The following is a 15,253-nucleotide window of genomic DNA, read 5'->3' as shown; positions in this document are numbered from 1 at the left end:
CGGCGCCGGGGTGCCCGGCCGCGCCCGGCATGATCTCGCCCCGCAGGTCGTCGCCGGGGGGGAGTGGACGCCCTTCCTGGGGGACGGGGACGGCGGACAGGACGCGGTCCTCGGGGCGCTCGCCGAGCAGCCGCAGCATGGCCGTTCCCGCGTCCGGCCGGGCCTCCGGGCGCTTGTCCAGGCAGGCGGCGATGAGCGGGCGGAGCGTCGCCGGGATGCCGCTCAGGTCGGCGGGTCCCTCCAGCACCAGCTCGGGGCGGCCTCCGTAGGGCGGCCGCCCGGTGGCCGCGTAGACGACCGTCGCCGCCCAGGCGAACAGGTCGGCGGGTTTCGCGGCGAAGGGGGCGGGGGCGGCGCCCGGAGCGGGGGGAGGCACCGGGAGCGCCTGGAACGCCGCCGGGCGGGAGCCCCGCGCGCAGGCGCTCGGGTGCGACGTAGTCGGGCTCGGAGCCCGCCCCGCCGAGGCCGATGTCGCAGACCCGGGGGCCGTCGGGGCCCAGGAGCACCGTGTCGGGGGTGAGCCCGCCGTGGACGATCCCGGACATGTGGACGGCGGTGAGGGCGCCCAGCGTGCCCACGGCGAGGCGCTCCAGCGCGTCCCCGGTGAGCGGTCCGTCCTGCGACACCGTCTCACGGAGCGAACGCCCTTCGACGTGCTCGCGGACCACGTACGGCGCGTCGTCGAACCAGCCGGTCTCGATCAGCCGGGCGGTGTGGGCGCCCGAGACCCGCTTGGCCGCGTTCAGCCCGTTGGTGATCCGCTCCCGCTCCTGCGGATCGGCGTCCGGGCGGGGCTCCAGCATGCGGATCACGCGGGGCGTGTCGTCGTCCAGCAGATGGCCCAGGTAGACGGCCTGCCCGGGATCCGGGGAGAACCGTCCGATCAGAACGTATATACCGATACGTTCCGGATCGTTAGGTAGCAATGGGTGTAAATCGCCCATGGAATTCCTTCCAGCCCCGCTATCGATATAAGCGTCTATGGGTTGATCTAGGTCCATCAAAGCAAATCCGTCTCGTCCTCATCACCCGCTTCGTCGGTATTACGTGTTTCATTTCCTAACGAATCGGGAACCCGGGCGTCCGGGCCGGGCCGGGCCGGACCGGACCGGAACGGAACGGAACACCGAGGACGCCGTCCGCCGGGCGGGGGTGATCCTCCGGGGCCGTCCGCCGGGCCTAAGCTGGCCGTCGTGAACGTGTTTCCGTGGGACGAGGCGGCCGCGACCGGGATCGGATCGCACCCGGGCGAGGACCACGCCGAGGCGGTCAGGATCGTCTTCGGCGAGCTGCCGGCTCTGCCGTACCTGCCGGAGCTCCCGGCGCGCGGCGTCGGCGCGGACATGATCGGCAGGGCCGCGTCCCTGCTGGTGGAGCTGGCCGTGGAGGTGCAGCCCTCGGGCTGGCGCTTCACCGACCGGCCCGGCCGGGACGCCAAACGGGCCCGCGACCACCTGCGGCGCGACCTCGACGGCCTGGAGGAGGCGGCCCAGGGCTACCGGGGCCCCTTCAAGATCCAGGCGTGCGGGCCGTGGACCCTGGCCGGGGCCGTCGAACTGCGCCACGGCGACCGGACGCTCGCCGACCCCGGAGCCGTGCGCGACCTGGTGGAGTCCTACGCCGAAGGGCTCGCCCTGCATCTGGCGGAGGTCCGCAAGCGGGTGCCGGGCGCCACGGAGATCGTGGTCCAGCTCGATGAGCCGGGCCTGCCCGGCGTGCTGGCCGGCACGGTGCCGACGGCGTCGGGCTTCGGGCGGCTGCGCGCCGTCGAGGCGCCGGTGGCCGCCGAGCGGCTCCGGTCGGTGCTCCCGGAGGGGGCCTTCCCGGTCGTGCACTGCTGCGCCCCCGGCGTGCCCTTCCGGGTCCTGCGCGAGGCGGGGGTGAAGGGCGTCTCGCTGGACGCCTCCCTGCTGCGGCGGCGCGACGAGGACGCGATCGGCGAGTCCGTCGAGGCCGGGACGGCGTTCCTCCTCGGGGTCGTGCCCGGTGCGGACGCTTCGCTCCCGGACGTCGGGGAGGTCGCCCGGCCCGCCGTCGAGCTCTGGCGCCGCCTGGGCTTCCCCTCCGCGACCCTGGCCTCCCAGGTCGTGCTCACCCCCGCCTGCGGGCTGGCCGGAGCCTCGCCCGCCTACGCCAGGGCCGCACTGGCGAAGTGCCGGGAGGCGGCCCGGGTGCTCCGCGAGGACCCGGGCGAATAGGACCTCCTGCCAGCGGTCCTACGGGGCTTCAAGCGGAGTGCAAGTACGGGGCCGTATCTCTGGACACGTCGCTGAACCGATCACACGTCTGGAGTTTCGATGCGCACCGGGTTCCGTTTCCTGCTCGGCCTGACCGCAGCCGCGGCCCTCACCCTCGGCGGGTCCACGGCGGCCTCGGCCGACGCGGCGGCCTCGAGCTGGAAGTGGGGACCGATCCACTCCACCGACGGCCACGCCACCGCCAAGGGGAAGATCGTCGTCACCCAGAGCTCCTTCCAGATCCGGGGCAGTCTCTACGACACCCGGGGGAGGGGCTGCTCGTGGGTGCGGCTGCGCTGGCTGAGCGGGAGCACCGGTCGCTGGGGCTCGACGGCCTACTACAACTGCACGCCGGGCTCGGGGACGTTCCGCAAGAACATCGGCTACCCCCTGACGGTCAAGGCGAAGGTCTGCCGGGGCAACGCCGGCGGACCGACCGGCCGGTGCACGTCCTGGAAGACCGTCTACCGCCAGGGCGGCTGATCCCCGGCGGCCCGGGGATCCGGTGACCGGGAGCCTCGTGACCCGGGCTCCCGGCCGAGGGCCGCGCGGCCGGATAAGGTGCCCGCCCGCCGCCGGCGCCCGGCCGGATGTCGGCGCTCGGCCGGATGTCGGTGCCCGGCGATAGATTCTCCCTGGTCGGTCCGACGAGGGGAGAACAGGCGATGGGCGTAGAGGTCGAGGGCGTTCCGGTGGCGGCGCTGGAGCGGCACGCGGAGCTGAGCGAGCTGGTCGAGGAGGCCAACTGGCGCTACTACGTGCTCGACGCGCCGACCGCCAGCGACGCGCAGTACGACACGTGGATGCGTGAGCTGCACGCCCTGGAGGAGGAGCACCCCGCCCTGCGCACCCCCGACTCGCCGACGCAGAAGGTCGGCGCGCCGATCTCGGGGGACTTCACGCCGGTCGAGCACCTGAGCCGGATGGAGAGCCTGGACAACGCCTTCGACGCCGACGACCTGGCTTCCTGGCAGGCGCGGATCGAGCGGCTGGCCGAGCAGGACCCGGGACCCTACCTGTGCGAGCTGAAGATCGACGGTCTGGCGATCTCGCTGGTCTACGAGAAGGGCCGCCTCGTCCGGGGCGTCGTCCGGGGCGACGGTGAGATGGGCGACGACGTGACGGCCAACGTACGCACGATCGCCGACATCCCGCACCGCCTGACCGGCGACGACGTGCCCGACCTGGTGGAGGTCCGGGGTGAGATCTACATCCCGGTCGAGGAGTTCGCCAAGCTCAACGAGCAGCTCGTCGCGGCGGGCAAGCCGCCGTTCGCCAACCCGCGCAACTCGGCGGCGGGTTCGCTCCGGCAGAAGGACCCGCGCGTCACCGCCCAGCGCCCGCTGCGGATGATCGTCCATGGGACCGGCGTCTGGCAGGGGAGCACGAGGCCGCCCACCCAGTCGGCGGTCTACGAGCGGCTGCGGGAGTTCGGCCTGCCGGTGAGCGACCTGTGCAAGGTCGTCGACGACCTCGACGGCATCAACGGCTACATCGAGCACTACCGGGAGCACCGCCACGACCCGGCCTACGAGATCGACGGCGTCGTGGTGAAGGTCGACCGGATCGGCCTCCAGCGCGACCTGGGCTCCACCAGCCGGGCGCCGCGCTGGGCGATCGCCTACAAATACCCGCCGGAGGAGGCCAACACCAAGCTCCTCGACATCCAGGTGGGCGTCGGCCGGACCGGCAGGGTCACCCCGTTCGGCGTCATGGAGCCGGTGGTGGTGGCGGGCTCCACGGTCGAGCGGGCCACGCTGCACAACGGCTCGGAGGTGGCGCGCAAGGGCGTGCTGATCGGTGACACCGTGGTGCTGCGCAAGGCGGGCGACGTGATCCCGGAGATCGTCAAGCCGGTCGTGGAGCTGCGCGACGGCACCGAGCGCGCGTTCACGATGCCGACGCGCTGCCCCGAGTGCGGCACCGAGCTGGCCTACGAGAAGGAGGGCGACGCCGACCTGCGCTGCCCCGACACCCGGGCCTGCCCGGCCCAGCTCCGGGAGCGCATCTTCTTCGCCGCGAGCCGCAAGGCGCTCGACATCGAGGGCCTCGGCTACGTGGCGGCCACCGCGCTGACCCGGCCGCTCCCGCCGCACGAGCCGCCGGTCCGCACCGAGGCCGACCTGTTCGACCTGACCATCGAGCGGCTGCTGCCGATCGAGTCGGTCGTCCGCGACATCGACACCGGCCTGCCGAAGACCGACCCGGAGACCGGCGAGGCCAAGGTCGTCACCTTCTTCGCCAACAAGAACGGCACGCCCAGCAAGAACGCCGAGAAGATGCTCCAGGAGCTGGAGAAGGCCAAGGACCGGCCGCTCTGGCGGGTGCTGGTGGCGCTCTCCATCCGGCACGTCGGCCCGCCCACCGCCCAGGCGATCGCCGCCGAGTTCGGCTCGATGGACGCGATCATGGCGGCCTCCGAGGAGGAGCTCGCCGCGGTCGAGGGCGTCGGCCCGCGCGTGGCCGCGGCGATCCGCGACTGGTTCGAGGTCGACTGGCACCGCGAGATCGTCGACCGCTGGCGGGCCGCCGGGGTCCGGATGGAGGACGCGCCGCCGGCCGACCTGCCGCCGCAGACCCTGACCGGGCTGACCTTCGTGGTCACCGGCACGCTGGCGGGCTATACCCGCGACGAGGCGGCGGCCGCCCTGGCGGGCAGGGGCGGGAAGGTCTCCGGCTCGGTGTCGAAGAAGACCTCCTTCGTGATCGCCGGGGAGAATGCCGGCTCCAAGTTCGACAAGGCGGTCAAACTGGGCGTGCCGATCCTCGACGAGGGCGGCCTGGAGGTCCTCCTCACGGAGGGACCCGAGGCCGCGGCGGCCAAGGCGGTCCGACCGGAGGAGTGACGCGCCGTGGCGACGGGCACCACCGCGTGCGCGCCCTCCGCCTCTCGTCACAGAACGTGCGCAATCGGTTTCGCGAAGTGGCCCGGAGGCCGTACTCTCCCATAGTGAACTAATGGGGGTTTTATTACTCATGGCCGACCCAACAGATACACGCGACACCGGACCACGTGCGGGCTCGCCCCTGTGGGCCTACCTCACGGCGGTCACCGCCATCGGGATCGCCGCCCTGGCCGCGGCGCTGTGGTGGATCAGTCCCGGCGATCCGGCGGAGCTCGCGCGCTCCCCGCTGTTCTGGACGCTCATGGTCCTGATCGTGCTGGGGGACCTGCGACCGGTGCTGCTCTCGTCGTCGACGGCGGCGGGGGGCACGTACCCGTCGACGATGTTCACCTTCGCCGCGCTGCTCCACTACGGGCTGCCGGTCGCCGCGCTGATGCAGGCGGTCGGCATCCTGTTCAACGGTGCGGTCACCCGCAAGGCGTGGCACCGGGTCCTGTTCAACGTCGCCCAGGTGACGCTGGCCTGCACGGCGGCGGGGGCGGTGCTCGTGCTGTTCGGCCACCGGCCGGGGGCCGCCTGGGTGCCGGCGGGCACCGACCTGCTCGCCATCGGGCTGGCCGGGCTGGCCTACTTCGTGACCAGGGGGCTGCTGGTCTGCGGGGCGGTCGCGCTGCACGAGCGGCGCTCGGTCCACCGGGTGATCAGGACCACGATCGGCCACCAGAGCCTGGTCTACGCCGCGCTGCTCGGCCTGGCCCCGCTCGTCGTGGTGGTCATGAACCACTCCCCGGCGCTGGTGCCGCTGTTCGTCGCGCCGATGGCCGCCGTCTACTTCACCGCCACGATCTCGGTCCGCCGGGACCACCAGGCGATGCACGACGGGTTGACCGGGCTGCCGAACCGCAAGCTGCTCGTGCTGCGCACCGAGGAAGCGCTTGCCGAGGCGCGGGCGCGGCAGGGGGAGCGGGTCGGCCTGCTCCTGCTGGACCTCGACCGCTTCAAGGAGGTCAACGACACGCTCGGGCACCCGGTGGGCGACCGCCTGCTGCAGACGGTGGCGCACCGGCTGACCCACAGCGTGCGGCCGGGGGACGTGGTCGCCCGGCTCGGCGGCGACGAGTTCGCGGTGCTGCTCCCCTCGGTCAGGGACGCCGCCGCGGCGCGCGAGGTGGCCGCGCGCCTGCGGGTGGCGCTCACCGAGCCGGTCCGGCTGGAGGGCATGACGTTCGACATGGACGCCTCGATCGGCATCGCGCTCCACCCCGACCACGCGCCGGACTTCGAGCTGCTGCTGCAGCGCTCCGACGTGGCGATGTACCTCGCCAAGGAGGGCCGGACCGGCGTCGAGCTCTACGTCGCCGACAAGGACCGCAACAGCCCCGAACGGCTCGGCCTCCTCGGCGACCTGCGCCGGGCCATCGACCGCTCCGAGCTCGTGCTGCACTACCAGCCGAAGATCGACCTGGCGGCCGGGCAGGTGCGGGGGGTGGAGGCGCTGCTGCGCTGGTGCCACCCGGTGCGGGGGACGGTCTACCCGGACGACTTCATCCCGCTCGCCGAGCAGTCCTACCTGATGCGCCAGCTCACCGAGTACGTCATCGACGCGGCGCTGGAGCAGGCCGCCGCCTGGTGGCGCGCAGGGGTGCACGAGCAGATCTCCGTCAACGTCTCGGCCCGAGACCTGCTCGACTCCGCCCTGCCCGAACGGCTGGAGGCCGGACTGGCGAAACACCGGCTGCCGCCCAAGGCGATCCAGCTGGAGGTCACCGAGCGCATCCTGATGACCGACCAGGCCTACACCGCCGACGCCGTACGGGCGCTGAACTCCCTGGGCGTGCCGCTCGCCCTGGACGACTTCGGCACCGGCTACTCCTCGCTGGTCCGGCTGCAGCGGCTCCCGGTCGCCGAGGTGAAGATCGACGCCTCGTTCGTGCGGCGGATCTGCGAGTCCCGGGACGACGAGCGGATCGTCCGCTCCATCGTCGACCTGGTCCGCTCCCTGGGGCTGCGCTCGGTCGCCGAGGGCGTCGAGTCGGCCGAGGTGGCCGCGCGCCTGGAGGAGATGGGCTGCGACCTCGCCCAGGGCTGGTGGTTCGCCGAGCCGATGTCCGCCGCCGACGCGACGGCCTGGCTCCGCGAGCACCGCGCCCCGGTCCGGCCCGCCTTCCGGGTGCCCGACCCCGCCGGGCTCCTCGACCCCCAGACGGCCTGAACACATAGGAGTACGCTTCGTCGAAGTACAGTCCTATGTTTCGGGGGTCACCGTGCTTCCCAAGCCTGACAGGATCTTCGCCCGCGACTTCGAGTGGCGGCATCTGGCGGCATTCGTGGAGAGAGGCACCGATTCGGTGCAGTTCGGAGTGGTGAGCGGTCGGCGCCGCCAGGGCAAGACCTTCCTGCTCGAAGCCCTGACCAGAGAGGCGGACGGGTTCTACTTCGGGGCGACCCAGGCCACCGAGGCCGAATCCCTGAACCTCTTCTCGGCCGCGCTGAGCGGCTACGCCGGCACCGCCGTGCCGATGAGGTTCACGGACTGGGACGAGGCCGTCAGGCAGCTGTTCGCGGTCGCCGACGCCACCGGCAGACCGATCGTGATCGACGAGTTCCCCTATCTCAGCAAGGTCTCACCCGCGCTCCCGTCCATCGTGCAGCGGGAGGTGGACCGGGCGATCTCCGAAGGGAGGCGGCTCGCGCTTCTGCTCTGCGGTTCGGCGATGTCCGTCATGGGAGGACTGCTGTCGGGGAGTGCCCCCCTGCGGGGCCGGGCGACCCTCGAACTGGTCGTCAAACCCTTCGACCACCCGCTCGCCGCGAAGTACTGGAAGGTGAGCGATCCGGCGCTGGCCGCGCGACTGCACGCGGTGGTCGGAGGCACTCCGGCCTATCTGCGATTCCTCAACGGGGACGTGCCCCGGGCGCTGGACGACTTCGACGACTGGGTGCTGCGCACGGTGCTGGACCCCGGCACGCCGCTGTTCCGGGAGGCCCGATACCTCCTGGAGGAGGAGACGGACGTGCGCGATGTGGCCCTGTACCACTCGGTGCTGGCCGCGGTGGCGGCGGGAAACAACACCCGGGGCGGGATCGCGAACTACATCGGCCGCAAGGCGGCCGACATCGGACACCATCTCAATGTGCTGGAGGACAGCCGCCTGCTCCGGCGGGAGCCGGACGTCTTCCGCCCGGGGCGGTCGGTCTACCGGGTGGCCGAGCCGCTGATCACCTTCTATCAGGTGATCATGCGTCCGCAGTGGGGGCTGCTGGAGAGCGGGCGGGCCGAGGCGGTCTGGGCGGACGCCGCGCCCCGGTTCCGATCCCAGATCATGGGTCCGCACTTCGAGGAACTGTGCCGGCAGTTCGCGTCGGTCGAACCGATCTTCGGAGGACTGCCGGGAGAGGTGGGGGCCGGGGCTCTCACCGATCATGCGCGGCGCGCGCAGATCCAGGTGGACGTCGCCGTGTTCGCCCCAGCGGTCCCGGGTCAGCCGCGGAAGGTGCTCTCGCTGGGGGAGGCGAAGTGGGGCGACGTCATGGGCGGGCGGCATGTCGAGCGGCTGCGCCGCGCCCGGGACCTGCTCGCCGGGAAGGGATACGACACCCGTGAGACGGTGCTCGCCTGCTACAGCGGTGCGGGATTCGAGCCGGCCCTGCGCTCGGAGGGCGACGTCCGCACGATCGGCCTGGCGGAGCTCTACGCCTGACGGCGAGGGAGAGTCTGTCGGTTCCGGCTGATATCCATGATCACCCAGAGTTTCCGATCATCAGTGGAGCCGTGTCATGACGTCAGCGGGCAGTTGGGACCATCTGGAGCCGGCCGCGAGGGCTGCCTATCAGCGGTTCGACGAGCTCACCGAGCAGGGACTCGACCCCGGCCCCGGCGTGGACTGGCGGGTCTACGGCACCTACGCGCAGATGAAGCTCTGGCTGGGGCCGGAAGGCGGCCATGACTACGACGAGCGGGTGCTGCGCGTGGTCCGGTCGGTGGCCGAGCGCGACATCGACTTCACCTACCGGGAAGCGCACCACCTCATGGGCCGGGCGGAGTACTGGGTGCGACAGGGGCACACCCGCTACGAGGAGCTGTTCCGGATCCCGCTTGCGGCGGCCCGCCGGTTCGACTACCAGCTGCGCCGGGACCTGCTGCACTGGTTGACGTCGGGACCGTGGCTGAAGGACGCGCGGACGCTCCTGGCCGAGCAGGTGACCGAGCTGCTCACCGAACCCGCCGAGCACGGCCCGGCCGGGGTGGTCCGGACCGAGATCGGAGAGACCGACCACTTCGCCCGCATGCTGGCCGAGGAGTACGGCCCGCGCCTGGTCGAGGTGCTGCCGCTGTTCCGCCACTGGAACACCGCCCGCTCGACCAGACCCAGCGCCCGATGGCTCAGGAACGCCGCGCGGATGCTCACCCCCGGCGCGATCGCCCTGGTCCGTGAGCTGCTCACTCGGCTGGTGGCCTACCGGGGCGGAGACTGGGCCGTCCGCTATGACGACGAGGAGTGGTGGGACAAGGTCTTCCTCAAGGAGCAGACCATCGTCGTGGTGCGCGGCATCCTGTGGACCTGCCAGGTCATCGACGAGCGCTGGGTGACCTCGCTCGTCACCGATGTCGCGATGACCTGCGGTACCGGCAGCAACGGGATGGGCTCCACGTGCCGCTGCGAACCCGTCACCAACGCCGCCGTCGGCGTCCTGGCCCGCAGGGGCGGCCTCGACGTGATCGTCCCGCTGTCCAGGATTCAGGCGAAGGTGCGCGCGAGATCCGTACAGCGGAATCTGAGCCTCGCCCTCGACGCGGTGGCCGGCGAGAACGGGCTGACCCGCGAGCAGTTGCTCGACCGGACGGTCCCCACCTTCGGTCTGGACGCCGACGGCGTCCGCGAGGAGAAGATCGGCGACTACCGGGTCAGGCTGTGCGCCGACGTGCCCGCCCTGCGCTATGTGAACGCCGCCGGCAAGACCGTCAAGTCGCTGCCGAAGGATCTGCGTGCGGAGCTGTCCGATCTGCGAGCCATCCTGAAGGAGCTCAAGCTGGCGCAGGCGGCCGAGCGGTCCCGCTTGGAACAGGCGATCGTCCATGAGCGGACGTGGCACTGGCGCGAGGTGACCGAGTACTTCCTCGACCATCCCGTCACCGGCCCCTACGCCCGCGCCCTGGTCTGGCAGATCGCCGGCGGTCCGGCGGCCCTGCCGGTCAAGACCACCGACGGCTGGGAACTGGCCGGCCACCGTCCTGCCCCCGACGCCGTGGCAGGCCTGTGGCACCCGATCCACGCGACCGCCGACGAGGTGGCGGCATGGCGCGACCGTCTTCTCGAGGTGGTGTACGCCAGCCGTTCAAGCAGGTCTTCCGCGAGCTCTACCTGCTGACCCCCGCCGAGGAGCGGACCGGCACCTTCTCCAGCCGTTTCGCCGGCCACATTCTGCGCTACGGCCAAGCCCGGACCCTGCTGGGCCAGCGAGGCTGGACCGGCCGGTCGATCGGCAACTGGGACTACGAGAACGGCGGCGACCAGGGCGAGGTGGTGCGCGACCTGGCGGGCTGGCAGGCCCGCTGGGCCATGCACATCGTCTCCGGCCCGGGGCCGAGACCACCATGCTGTGCGCCACCGAGGGCATCACCTTCCACCGCGACGGGCAACCGGCGTCGATGGCCGATCTGCCGCCGCTGGTGCTGTCGGAAATCCTCCGCGAGGCCGACCTCGCCGTGGGCGTGGCCTCGGTCGCCCGCGACGACCAGGCGCTGATCGGCCATGAACGCTATTGGCGCTCCCACGGCTTCGGCGAGCTGACGGAGACGGCCAAGACCCGGCGCGAGGTGCTGGCGCGGCTGCTGCCGAAACTGAAGATCGCCTCCCGAGTGGAGCTGACCGACAGGTTCCTTCTCGTACGGGGTGACCTGAAGACGTACAAGATCCATCTGGGGTCGACGAACATTCTGATGGAGCCCAACGACGCGTACCTGTGCATCGTCCCGGCGAGCGGGCGCGCGGCCGGATCGGTGTTCCTGCCGTTCGAGGACGACGGGGGGACGCTGTCGGTGATCCTTTCGAAGGCGTTCCTCCTGGCCGACGACACGGCGATCACGGACCCGACGATCACCCGGCAGCTCGGCTGAACGACCGCTCGGACACCGCCGTATCAGTTCCAGGCGCTCATCAGGTCGTCGGGGCCGTACGACGCGGTCAGGCCCGAGCAGGAGACCCCGTTGCGGGAGACGGCGACGAGGGGCGCCGGCCCGTCGGTGAGGGCGGCGCGGTGCCTGGCCAGCGCGGCCAGGTCGTGGTCGTCGAAGGCGGCGTTCTCCAGCCACTTGATCGATCCGAGGAAGCGGAGCTCCCGCGCGACCGGTCCGCGGTCGGCTCCGACGATGTCGATCTCCACGTCGTTGCTCCGGGTCCAGTAGGAGCCGACCGCCGGAGCCTCCGGGAGCCTGTCGTCCGGCAGCAGCCTGGCCAGTGACTCGCGTACGAGCGGCTCGATGGCGCGTCCCCGCCAGGTGCTCCACCGCGAGACGATCCGCCGGAGGGTCAGATCGCCCCGGCGGCGCTCGATCTCCGGCATGTGCGGATGGAGGAAGGAGAGCCAGAAGCGCAGGTAGGGATCGGTGACCCGGTAGCGGCGCTCCTTCGACGGGCGCAGGGACACGGGGAGCTCACCGGCCACCATCCCCTTGGTGATCAGTAGATCGGCCGCGCGGGACAGCGTGCTGTGGGAGATGCCGCCCGCCTGCCGGGCGATGTTGGTGAACGTGCGCTCGCCGCTGCCGATCGCCTGCAGCACCTGGCGGGCCTGCGCCTCCACCGGGAACTCGGCCGCGAGTGAGCGCTCGGCGGACACCAGGAGCGCGGAGACCGGATTCGTCAGGGCGCCGTGCAGGTACTCCCAGAGCGACGCCCCGCGCGGCCACTCGCCGCAGACCAGGGGGAGACCGCCCGTGACGACGGTGGCGTCGAACGCGTCGGCCGGGGAGAGGTGGAGCATGCGCTGGATCTCGTGGGGGTTGAGCGGTCCGACGACCATCTCGGTCCCCCGCTGGTGGAACGGGCGCTCGTAGTCGTTCAGGGCCTCCATCATCGACAGGTCGGAGCCGATGAGGACGAGCAGGACGGGTTTCCGGCTGAGGAACCGGTCCCAGGCGCGCTGCAGGAGGCCCTCGAAGGCGTCGACGCGTTCCATGAGGTAGGGGACCTCGTCGATCACGACGACGGAAGGGCCGTCATCGGGCAGAGCGTCGGCGAGGAGTTGCAGGGCGCCGTTCCACGTGCTCGGGGCCATCTCCGCGAAGACGTCCTTTCCCGGCAGGCCGGAAGCGGAGACGTCGTCCATGAGCTGTCGCAGCTCGGTCTGGGCGTCGGCGCGCGCCGCCGTGTAGAACAGCGACGGCAGGCCGCTCCGGTTGACGAACTCCTCGGCCAGAGCCGACTTGCCGATCCGCCGCCGTCCGCGCATCAGCACGCATCGGCCGGGGCGCGCCGTGGAGATCTCTGATCGCACCTGGCCGAGCAGCGAGTCGAGCGACGCCAGCTCGTGCTCCCGGCCGACGAACCCGCCCATGTGACCTCCCAAGACTTCTTTCGTAGATACTATCGCTGGCGATAGTATCTATGTGGATAGTATTCCGAGAAGAAGTAGGAGTGCACTTCGACGAAGTGCACTCCTGTCTCCTTCCGGCAATGCGGAGTTCAGGGTTCGGCGAAGTATGGAAATTCCGGCGGCGGGCGCGGGATGGCCGCCGGGCACGTCGGGCGGGGCTCCCGGACGGCCGGGAGGGGCGCTCTTCGGCGGAGCCGGGCCGTACCCGAACCCGAGGAGTCGGGCACGTACGGTCACGCACTCTAGGATGAGAGTGTCCGATTGCCATTCCACGAAACGGGTTCAACGACTCATGTCCGCCATAACCCGCGACGAGGTCGCTCACCTCGCCCGGCTGTCCAGGCTGGCGCTGTCCGACGAGGAGCTCGACCACTTCGCCGCCCAGCTCGATGTGATCATCGGTGCGGTCGCCCGCGTCGCCGAGGTGGCGGCCGACGACATCCCGCCGTCCTCGCACGCGCTCCCGCTCACCAACGTCTACCGTCCCGACGAGGTACGGCCCGGCCTGACGCCCGAGGAGGCGCTGTCCGGCGCCCCGGCCGTCGAGGAGAACCGCTTCCGCGTCCCGCGCATCCTCGGGGAGGAAGCATGAGCCTGATCCACAAGACCGCCGCCGAGCTCGGCGCGCTGATCGCGAGCGGCGAGACCTCGGCCGTCGAGGTCGCACGCGCCCACCTCGACCGGATCGCCGCCGTCGAACCGCAGGTCAACGCGTTCCTGCACGTCGACGCCGAGACGACCCTGGCGCAGGCGCGGAAGGTCGACGAGCGCCTGGCCGCGGGCGAGGAGCTCGGCCCGCTGGCCGGTGTGCCGATCGCGCACAAGGACGTCTTCACCACCACGGACATGCCCACCACGGCAGGGTCGAAGATCCTCGAGGGCTGGCGCCCGCCGTACGACGCGACCGTGACCCGGCGGCTGCGCGAGGCCGGGCTGGTGATCCTCGGCAAGACCAACCTGGACGAGTTCGCGATGGGCTCCTCCACCGAGAACTCCGCCTACGGCGTCACCCGCAACCCGTGGGACCTGTCCCGCATCCCCGGCGGCTCCTCCGGCGGCTCGTCCGCGGCGGTCGCGGCCTACGAGGCCCCGCTGTCCACCGGCACCGACACCGGCGGCTCCATCCGGCAGCCCGCCGCCGTCACCGGCATCGTCGGCATGAAGCCGACCTACGGCGGCTCCTCCCGCTACGGCCTGATCGCCTTCGCCAGCTCCCTGGACACCCCGGGCCCGTTCGCCCGCACCGTGCTGGACGCGGCGCTGCTGCACGAGGCGTTCTCCGGGCACGACGCGCTGGACTCCACCTCCATCGACGCCGCCGTGCCGAGGGTCGCCGAGGCGGCCCGCGAGGGCGACGTGGCGGGCCTGCGGATCGGCGTGGTCAAGGAGTTCGGCGGGGACGGCTACCAGCCGGGCGTGCTGGCCCGCTTCTGGGAGACCGTGGAGCTGCTGGAGTCCCTCGGCGCCAAGGTCGTCGAGGTCTCCTGCCCGTCGTTCACCACGGCGCTGCCCGCCTACTACCTCATCGCCCCGTCGGAGTGCTCGTCCAACCTGGCGCGCTTCGACGCGATGCGGTACGGCCTGCGCGTCGGCGACGACGGCACGAGGTCGGCCGAGGAGGTCATGGCGCTGACCCGGGCGCAGGGCTTCGGCCCCGAGGTCAAGCGGCGCATCATCCTGGGCACCTACGCGCTGTCCAGCGGCTACTACGACGCCTACTACGGCCAGGCGCAGAAGGTCCGCACGCTGATCGCCCGCGACTTCGAGGCGGCCTTCCACCAGGTGGACGTGCTCGTCTCGCCGACCACGCCGACCACCGCGTTCCCGATCGGCGAGCGCGCCGACGACCCCATGGCGATGTACCTCGCCGATCTGTGCACGATCCCCACCAACCTGGCCGGCAACGCGGCCATCTCGGTGCCGTGCGGCCTGGCGGACGAGGACGGCCTCCCGGTCGGCCTGCAGATCATGGCGCCCGTGCTCGGCGACGACCGCTGCTACCGGGTCGGCGCCGCCGTGGAGCGGGCCCTGACGGACCGCTGGGGCGGCGGCCTGCTGGCCAAGGCGCCCGCGCTCTAGGCGCGGGCAGGGCACCGGGGAGGAAACGGGGGAGTGATCACTCGCATCGAGATCGACGGGTTCAAGTCGTTCCTGGACTTCGAGATCGACGTGCCGCCGTTCCTCGCGCTGGTCGGTCCGAACGCCGGGGGCAAGTCCAACCTGTTCGACGCGCTGGGGTTCGTCTCCGACGAGGTCGGCGGTTCCGGCGGCCTCCTCGGCGCGCGCCGGGGGGCGCCGCACGAGCAGTTCCACCGGGTCGCGCAGGGCGCGCCCGTCGCGGCGTTCACCGTCGCGGTGGAGGCCCTGGTCTCCCCGGAGCCCGGGGCCCTGCTCCCGGTCCGGTTCGACACGGGCGCGGAGATGGTGCTGCGCATCCCGAGGTCCACCGGGGCGGCCGTCAGCCACGTGGCGCGGCGGCTCCCGCCGGAGCTGCTGGAGCTCATGGTCGTGGACCCCGATCCGGCGGGCACGCCCCGCCGCACGGTCGCCGCGTGGCGCCGGCACGCCCCGGTC

Annotated in this window: 12 protein-coding genes and 2 pseudogenes; 11 read left to right on the top strand and 3 right to left on the bottom strand. The window is 71.7% G+C overall.

The genetic code is table 11. From position 1 onward, the window contains the following. Both ACWJ6R_RS14745 and ACWJ6R_RS14740 read right to left on the bottom strand, forming a co-directional pair. Positions 1-376 (bottom strand): annotated as a pseudogene (locus ACWJ6R_RS14745) (hypothetical protein); the annotation flags it as partial. A gap of 106 nt (positions 377-482) precedes the next feature. Beyond that, positions 483-803 (bottom strand): annotated as a pseudogene (locus ACWJ6R_RS14740) (serine/threonine protein kinase); the annotation flags it as partial. 390 nt (positions 804-1,193) lie between these two features. Here ACWJ6R_RS14740 and ACWJ6R_RS14735 point away from each other — a divergent pair. The 8 genes from ACWJ6R_RS14735 to ACWJ6R_RS14700 all read left to right on the top strand — a co-directional run bounded on the left by ACWJ6R_RS14735 (position 1,194) and on the right by ACWJ6R_RS14700 (position 11,201). Then, positions 1,194-2,198 carry a methionine synthase gene (locus tag ACWJ6R_RS14735; protein WP_449062763.1) on the top strand — a complete coding sequence of 335 codons (1,005 nt, stop codon included), beginning with the start codon at positions 1,194-1,196 and terminating at the stop codon, positions 2,196-2,198. 99 nt (positions 2,199-2,297) lie between these two features. After that, positions 2,298-2,720, top strand: coding sequence for a hypothetical protein (locus tag ACWJ6R_RS14730; RefSeq protein ID WP_449062762.1), 423 nt, complete (start codon positions 2,298-2,300; stop codon positions 2,718-2,720). A 182-nt stretch (positions 2,721-2,902) separates the two neighbouring features. Further along, the gene (ligA, locus tag ACWJ6R_RS14725; protein WP_449062761.1) at positions 2,903-5,083 is read left to right on the top strand and encodes an NAD-dependent DNA ligase LigA; all 2,181 of its coding nucleotides are present in this window, start codon (positions 2,903-2,905) and stop codon (positions 5,081-5,083) included. A gap of 130 nt (positions 5,084-5,213) precedes the next feature. Next, positions 5,214-7,295: a putative bifunctional diguanylate cyclase/phosphodiesterase gene (locus ACWJ6R_RS14720; RefSeq protein WP_449062760.1), complete on the top strand. Its 2,082-nt coding sequence runs from the start codon at positions 5,214-5,216 to the stop codon at positions 7,293-7,295. A gap of 52 nt (positions 7,296-7,347) precedes the next feature. After that, positions 7,348-8,784, top strand: coding sequence for an ATP-binding protein (locus ACWJ6R_RS14715; RefSeq protein ID WP_449062759.1), 1,437 nt, complete (start codon positions 7,348-7,350; stop codon positions 8,782-8,784). A 76-nt stretch (positions 8,785-8,860) separates the two neighbouring features. Beyond that, positions 8,861-10,453, top strand: coding sequence for a DUF4132 domain-containing protein (locus tag ACWJ6R_RS14710; RefSeq protein ID WP_449062758.1), 1,593 nt, complete (start codon positions 8,861-8,863; stop codon positions 10,451-10,453). Then, on the top strand, positions 10,381-10,830 hold the full coding sequence (locus ACWJ6R_RS14705) for a DUF4132 domain-containing protein (RefSeq protein WP_449062757.1): 450 nt from the start codon (positions 10,381-10,383) through the stop codon (positions 10,828-10,830). Before ACWJ6R_RS14710 ends, ACWJ6R_RS14705 begins: the two co-directional genes overlap by 73 nt. After that, a complete protein-coding gene (locus ACWJ6R_RS14700) occupies positions 10,734-11,201 on the top strand; it encodes a DUF7737 domain-containing protein (RefSeq protein ID WP_449062756.1) in 468 nt (155 codons plus the stop codon). The genes ACWJ6R_RS14705 and ACWJ6R_RS14700 overlap by 97 nt, the downstream gene beginning before the upstream one ends. Before the next feature lie 23 nt (positions 11,202-11,224). On the opposite strand, the gene ACWJ6R_RS14695 is transcribed toward ACWJ6R_RS14700, so the two are convergent. Further along, positions 11,225-12,640, bottom strand: a complete 1,416-nt coding sequence (locus ACWJ6R_RS14695) for an ATP-binding protein (RefSeq protein WP_449062755.1) — start codon at positions 12,638-12,640, stop codon at positions 11,225-11,227. Positions 12,641-12,971: 331 nt separating this feature from the next. Between ACWJ6R_RS14695 and gatC the strand changes: the two genes are divergently transcribed. The 3 genes from gatC to ACWJ6R_RS14680 form a co-directional block, all read left to right on the top strand. Beyond that, positions 12,972-13,271, top strand: coding sequence for an Asp-tRNA(Asn)/Glu-tRNA(Gln) amidotransferase subunit GatC (gene gatC / locus ACWJ6R_RS14690; RefSeq protein WP_068897628.1), 300 nt, complete (start codon positions 12,972-12,974; stop codon positions 13,269-13,271). Then, on the top strand, positions 13,268-14,758 hold the full coding sequence (gene gatA, locus ACWJ6R_RS14685; protein ID WP_449062754.1) for an Asp-tRNA(Asn)/Glu-tRNA(Gln) amidotransferase subunit GatA: 1,491 nt from the start codon (positions 13,268-13,270) through the stop codon (positions 14,756-14,758). The genes gatC and gatA overlap by 4 nt, the downstream gene beginning before the upstream one ends. A gap of 33 nt (positions 14,759-14,791) precedes the next feature. Then, positions 14,792-15,253 (top strand): AAA family ATPase (locus tag ACWJ6R_RS14680; RefSeq protein ID WP_449062753.1); only part of this gene is annotated, 462 nt, incomplete at its 3' end.

Source organism: Planomonospora algeriensis (assembly GCF_977012225.1).
The sequence above is the reverse complement of the archived record's forward strand: the minus strand, read 5'-3'. Positions and strand labels throughout refer to the sequence as shown.

Bases quoted from the DNA above. Each gene is read 5' to 3' on its own strand.
- ACWJ6R_RS14730 (WP_449062762.1), top strand. From the start codon at position 2,298: ATGCGCACCGGGTTCCGTTTCCTGCTCGGCCTGACCGCAGCCGCGGCC.
- ligA (WP_449062761.1), top strand. From the start codon at position 2,903: ATGGGCGTAGAGGTCGAGGGCGTTCCGGTGGCGGCGCTGGAGCGGCAC.
- ACWJ6R_RS14720 (WP_449062760.1), top strand. From the start codon at position 5,214: ATGGCCGACCCAACAGATACACGCGACACCGGACCACGTGCGGGCTCG.
- ACWJ6R_RS14710 (WP_449062758.1), top strand. From the start codon at position 8,861: ATGACGTCAGCGGGCAGTTGGGACCATCTGGAGCCGGCCGCGAGGGCT.
- ACWJ6R_RS14705 (WP_449062757.1), top strand. From the start codon at position 10,381: ATGGCGCGACCGTCTTCTCGAGGTGGTGTACGCCAGCCGTTCAAGCAG.
- ACWJ6R_RS14700 (WP_449062756.1), top strand. From the start codon at position 10,734: ATGGCCGATCTGCCGCCGCTGGTGCTGTCGGAAATCCTCCGCGAGGCC.
- ACWJ6R_RS14695 (WP_449062755.1), bottom strand. From the start codon at position 12,640: ATGGGCGGGTTCGTCGGCCGGGAGCACGAGCTGGCGTCGCTCGACTCG.
- gatC (WP_068897628.1), top strand. From the start codon at position 12,972: ATGTCCGCCATAACCCGCGACGAGGTCGCTCACCTCGCCCGGCTGTCC.
- gatA (WP_449062754.1), top strand. From the start codon at position 13,268: ATGAGCCTGATCCACAAGACCGCCGCCGAGCTCGGCGCGCTGATCGCG.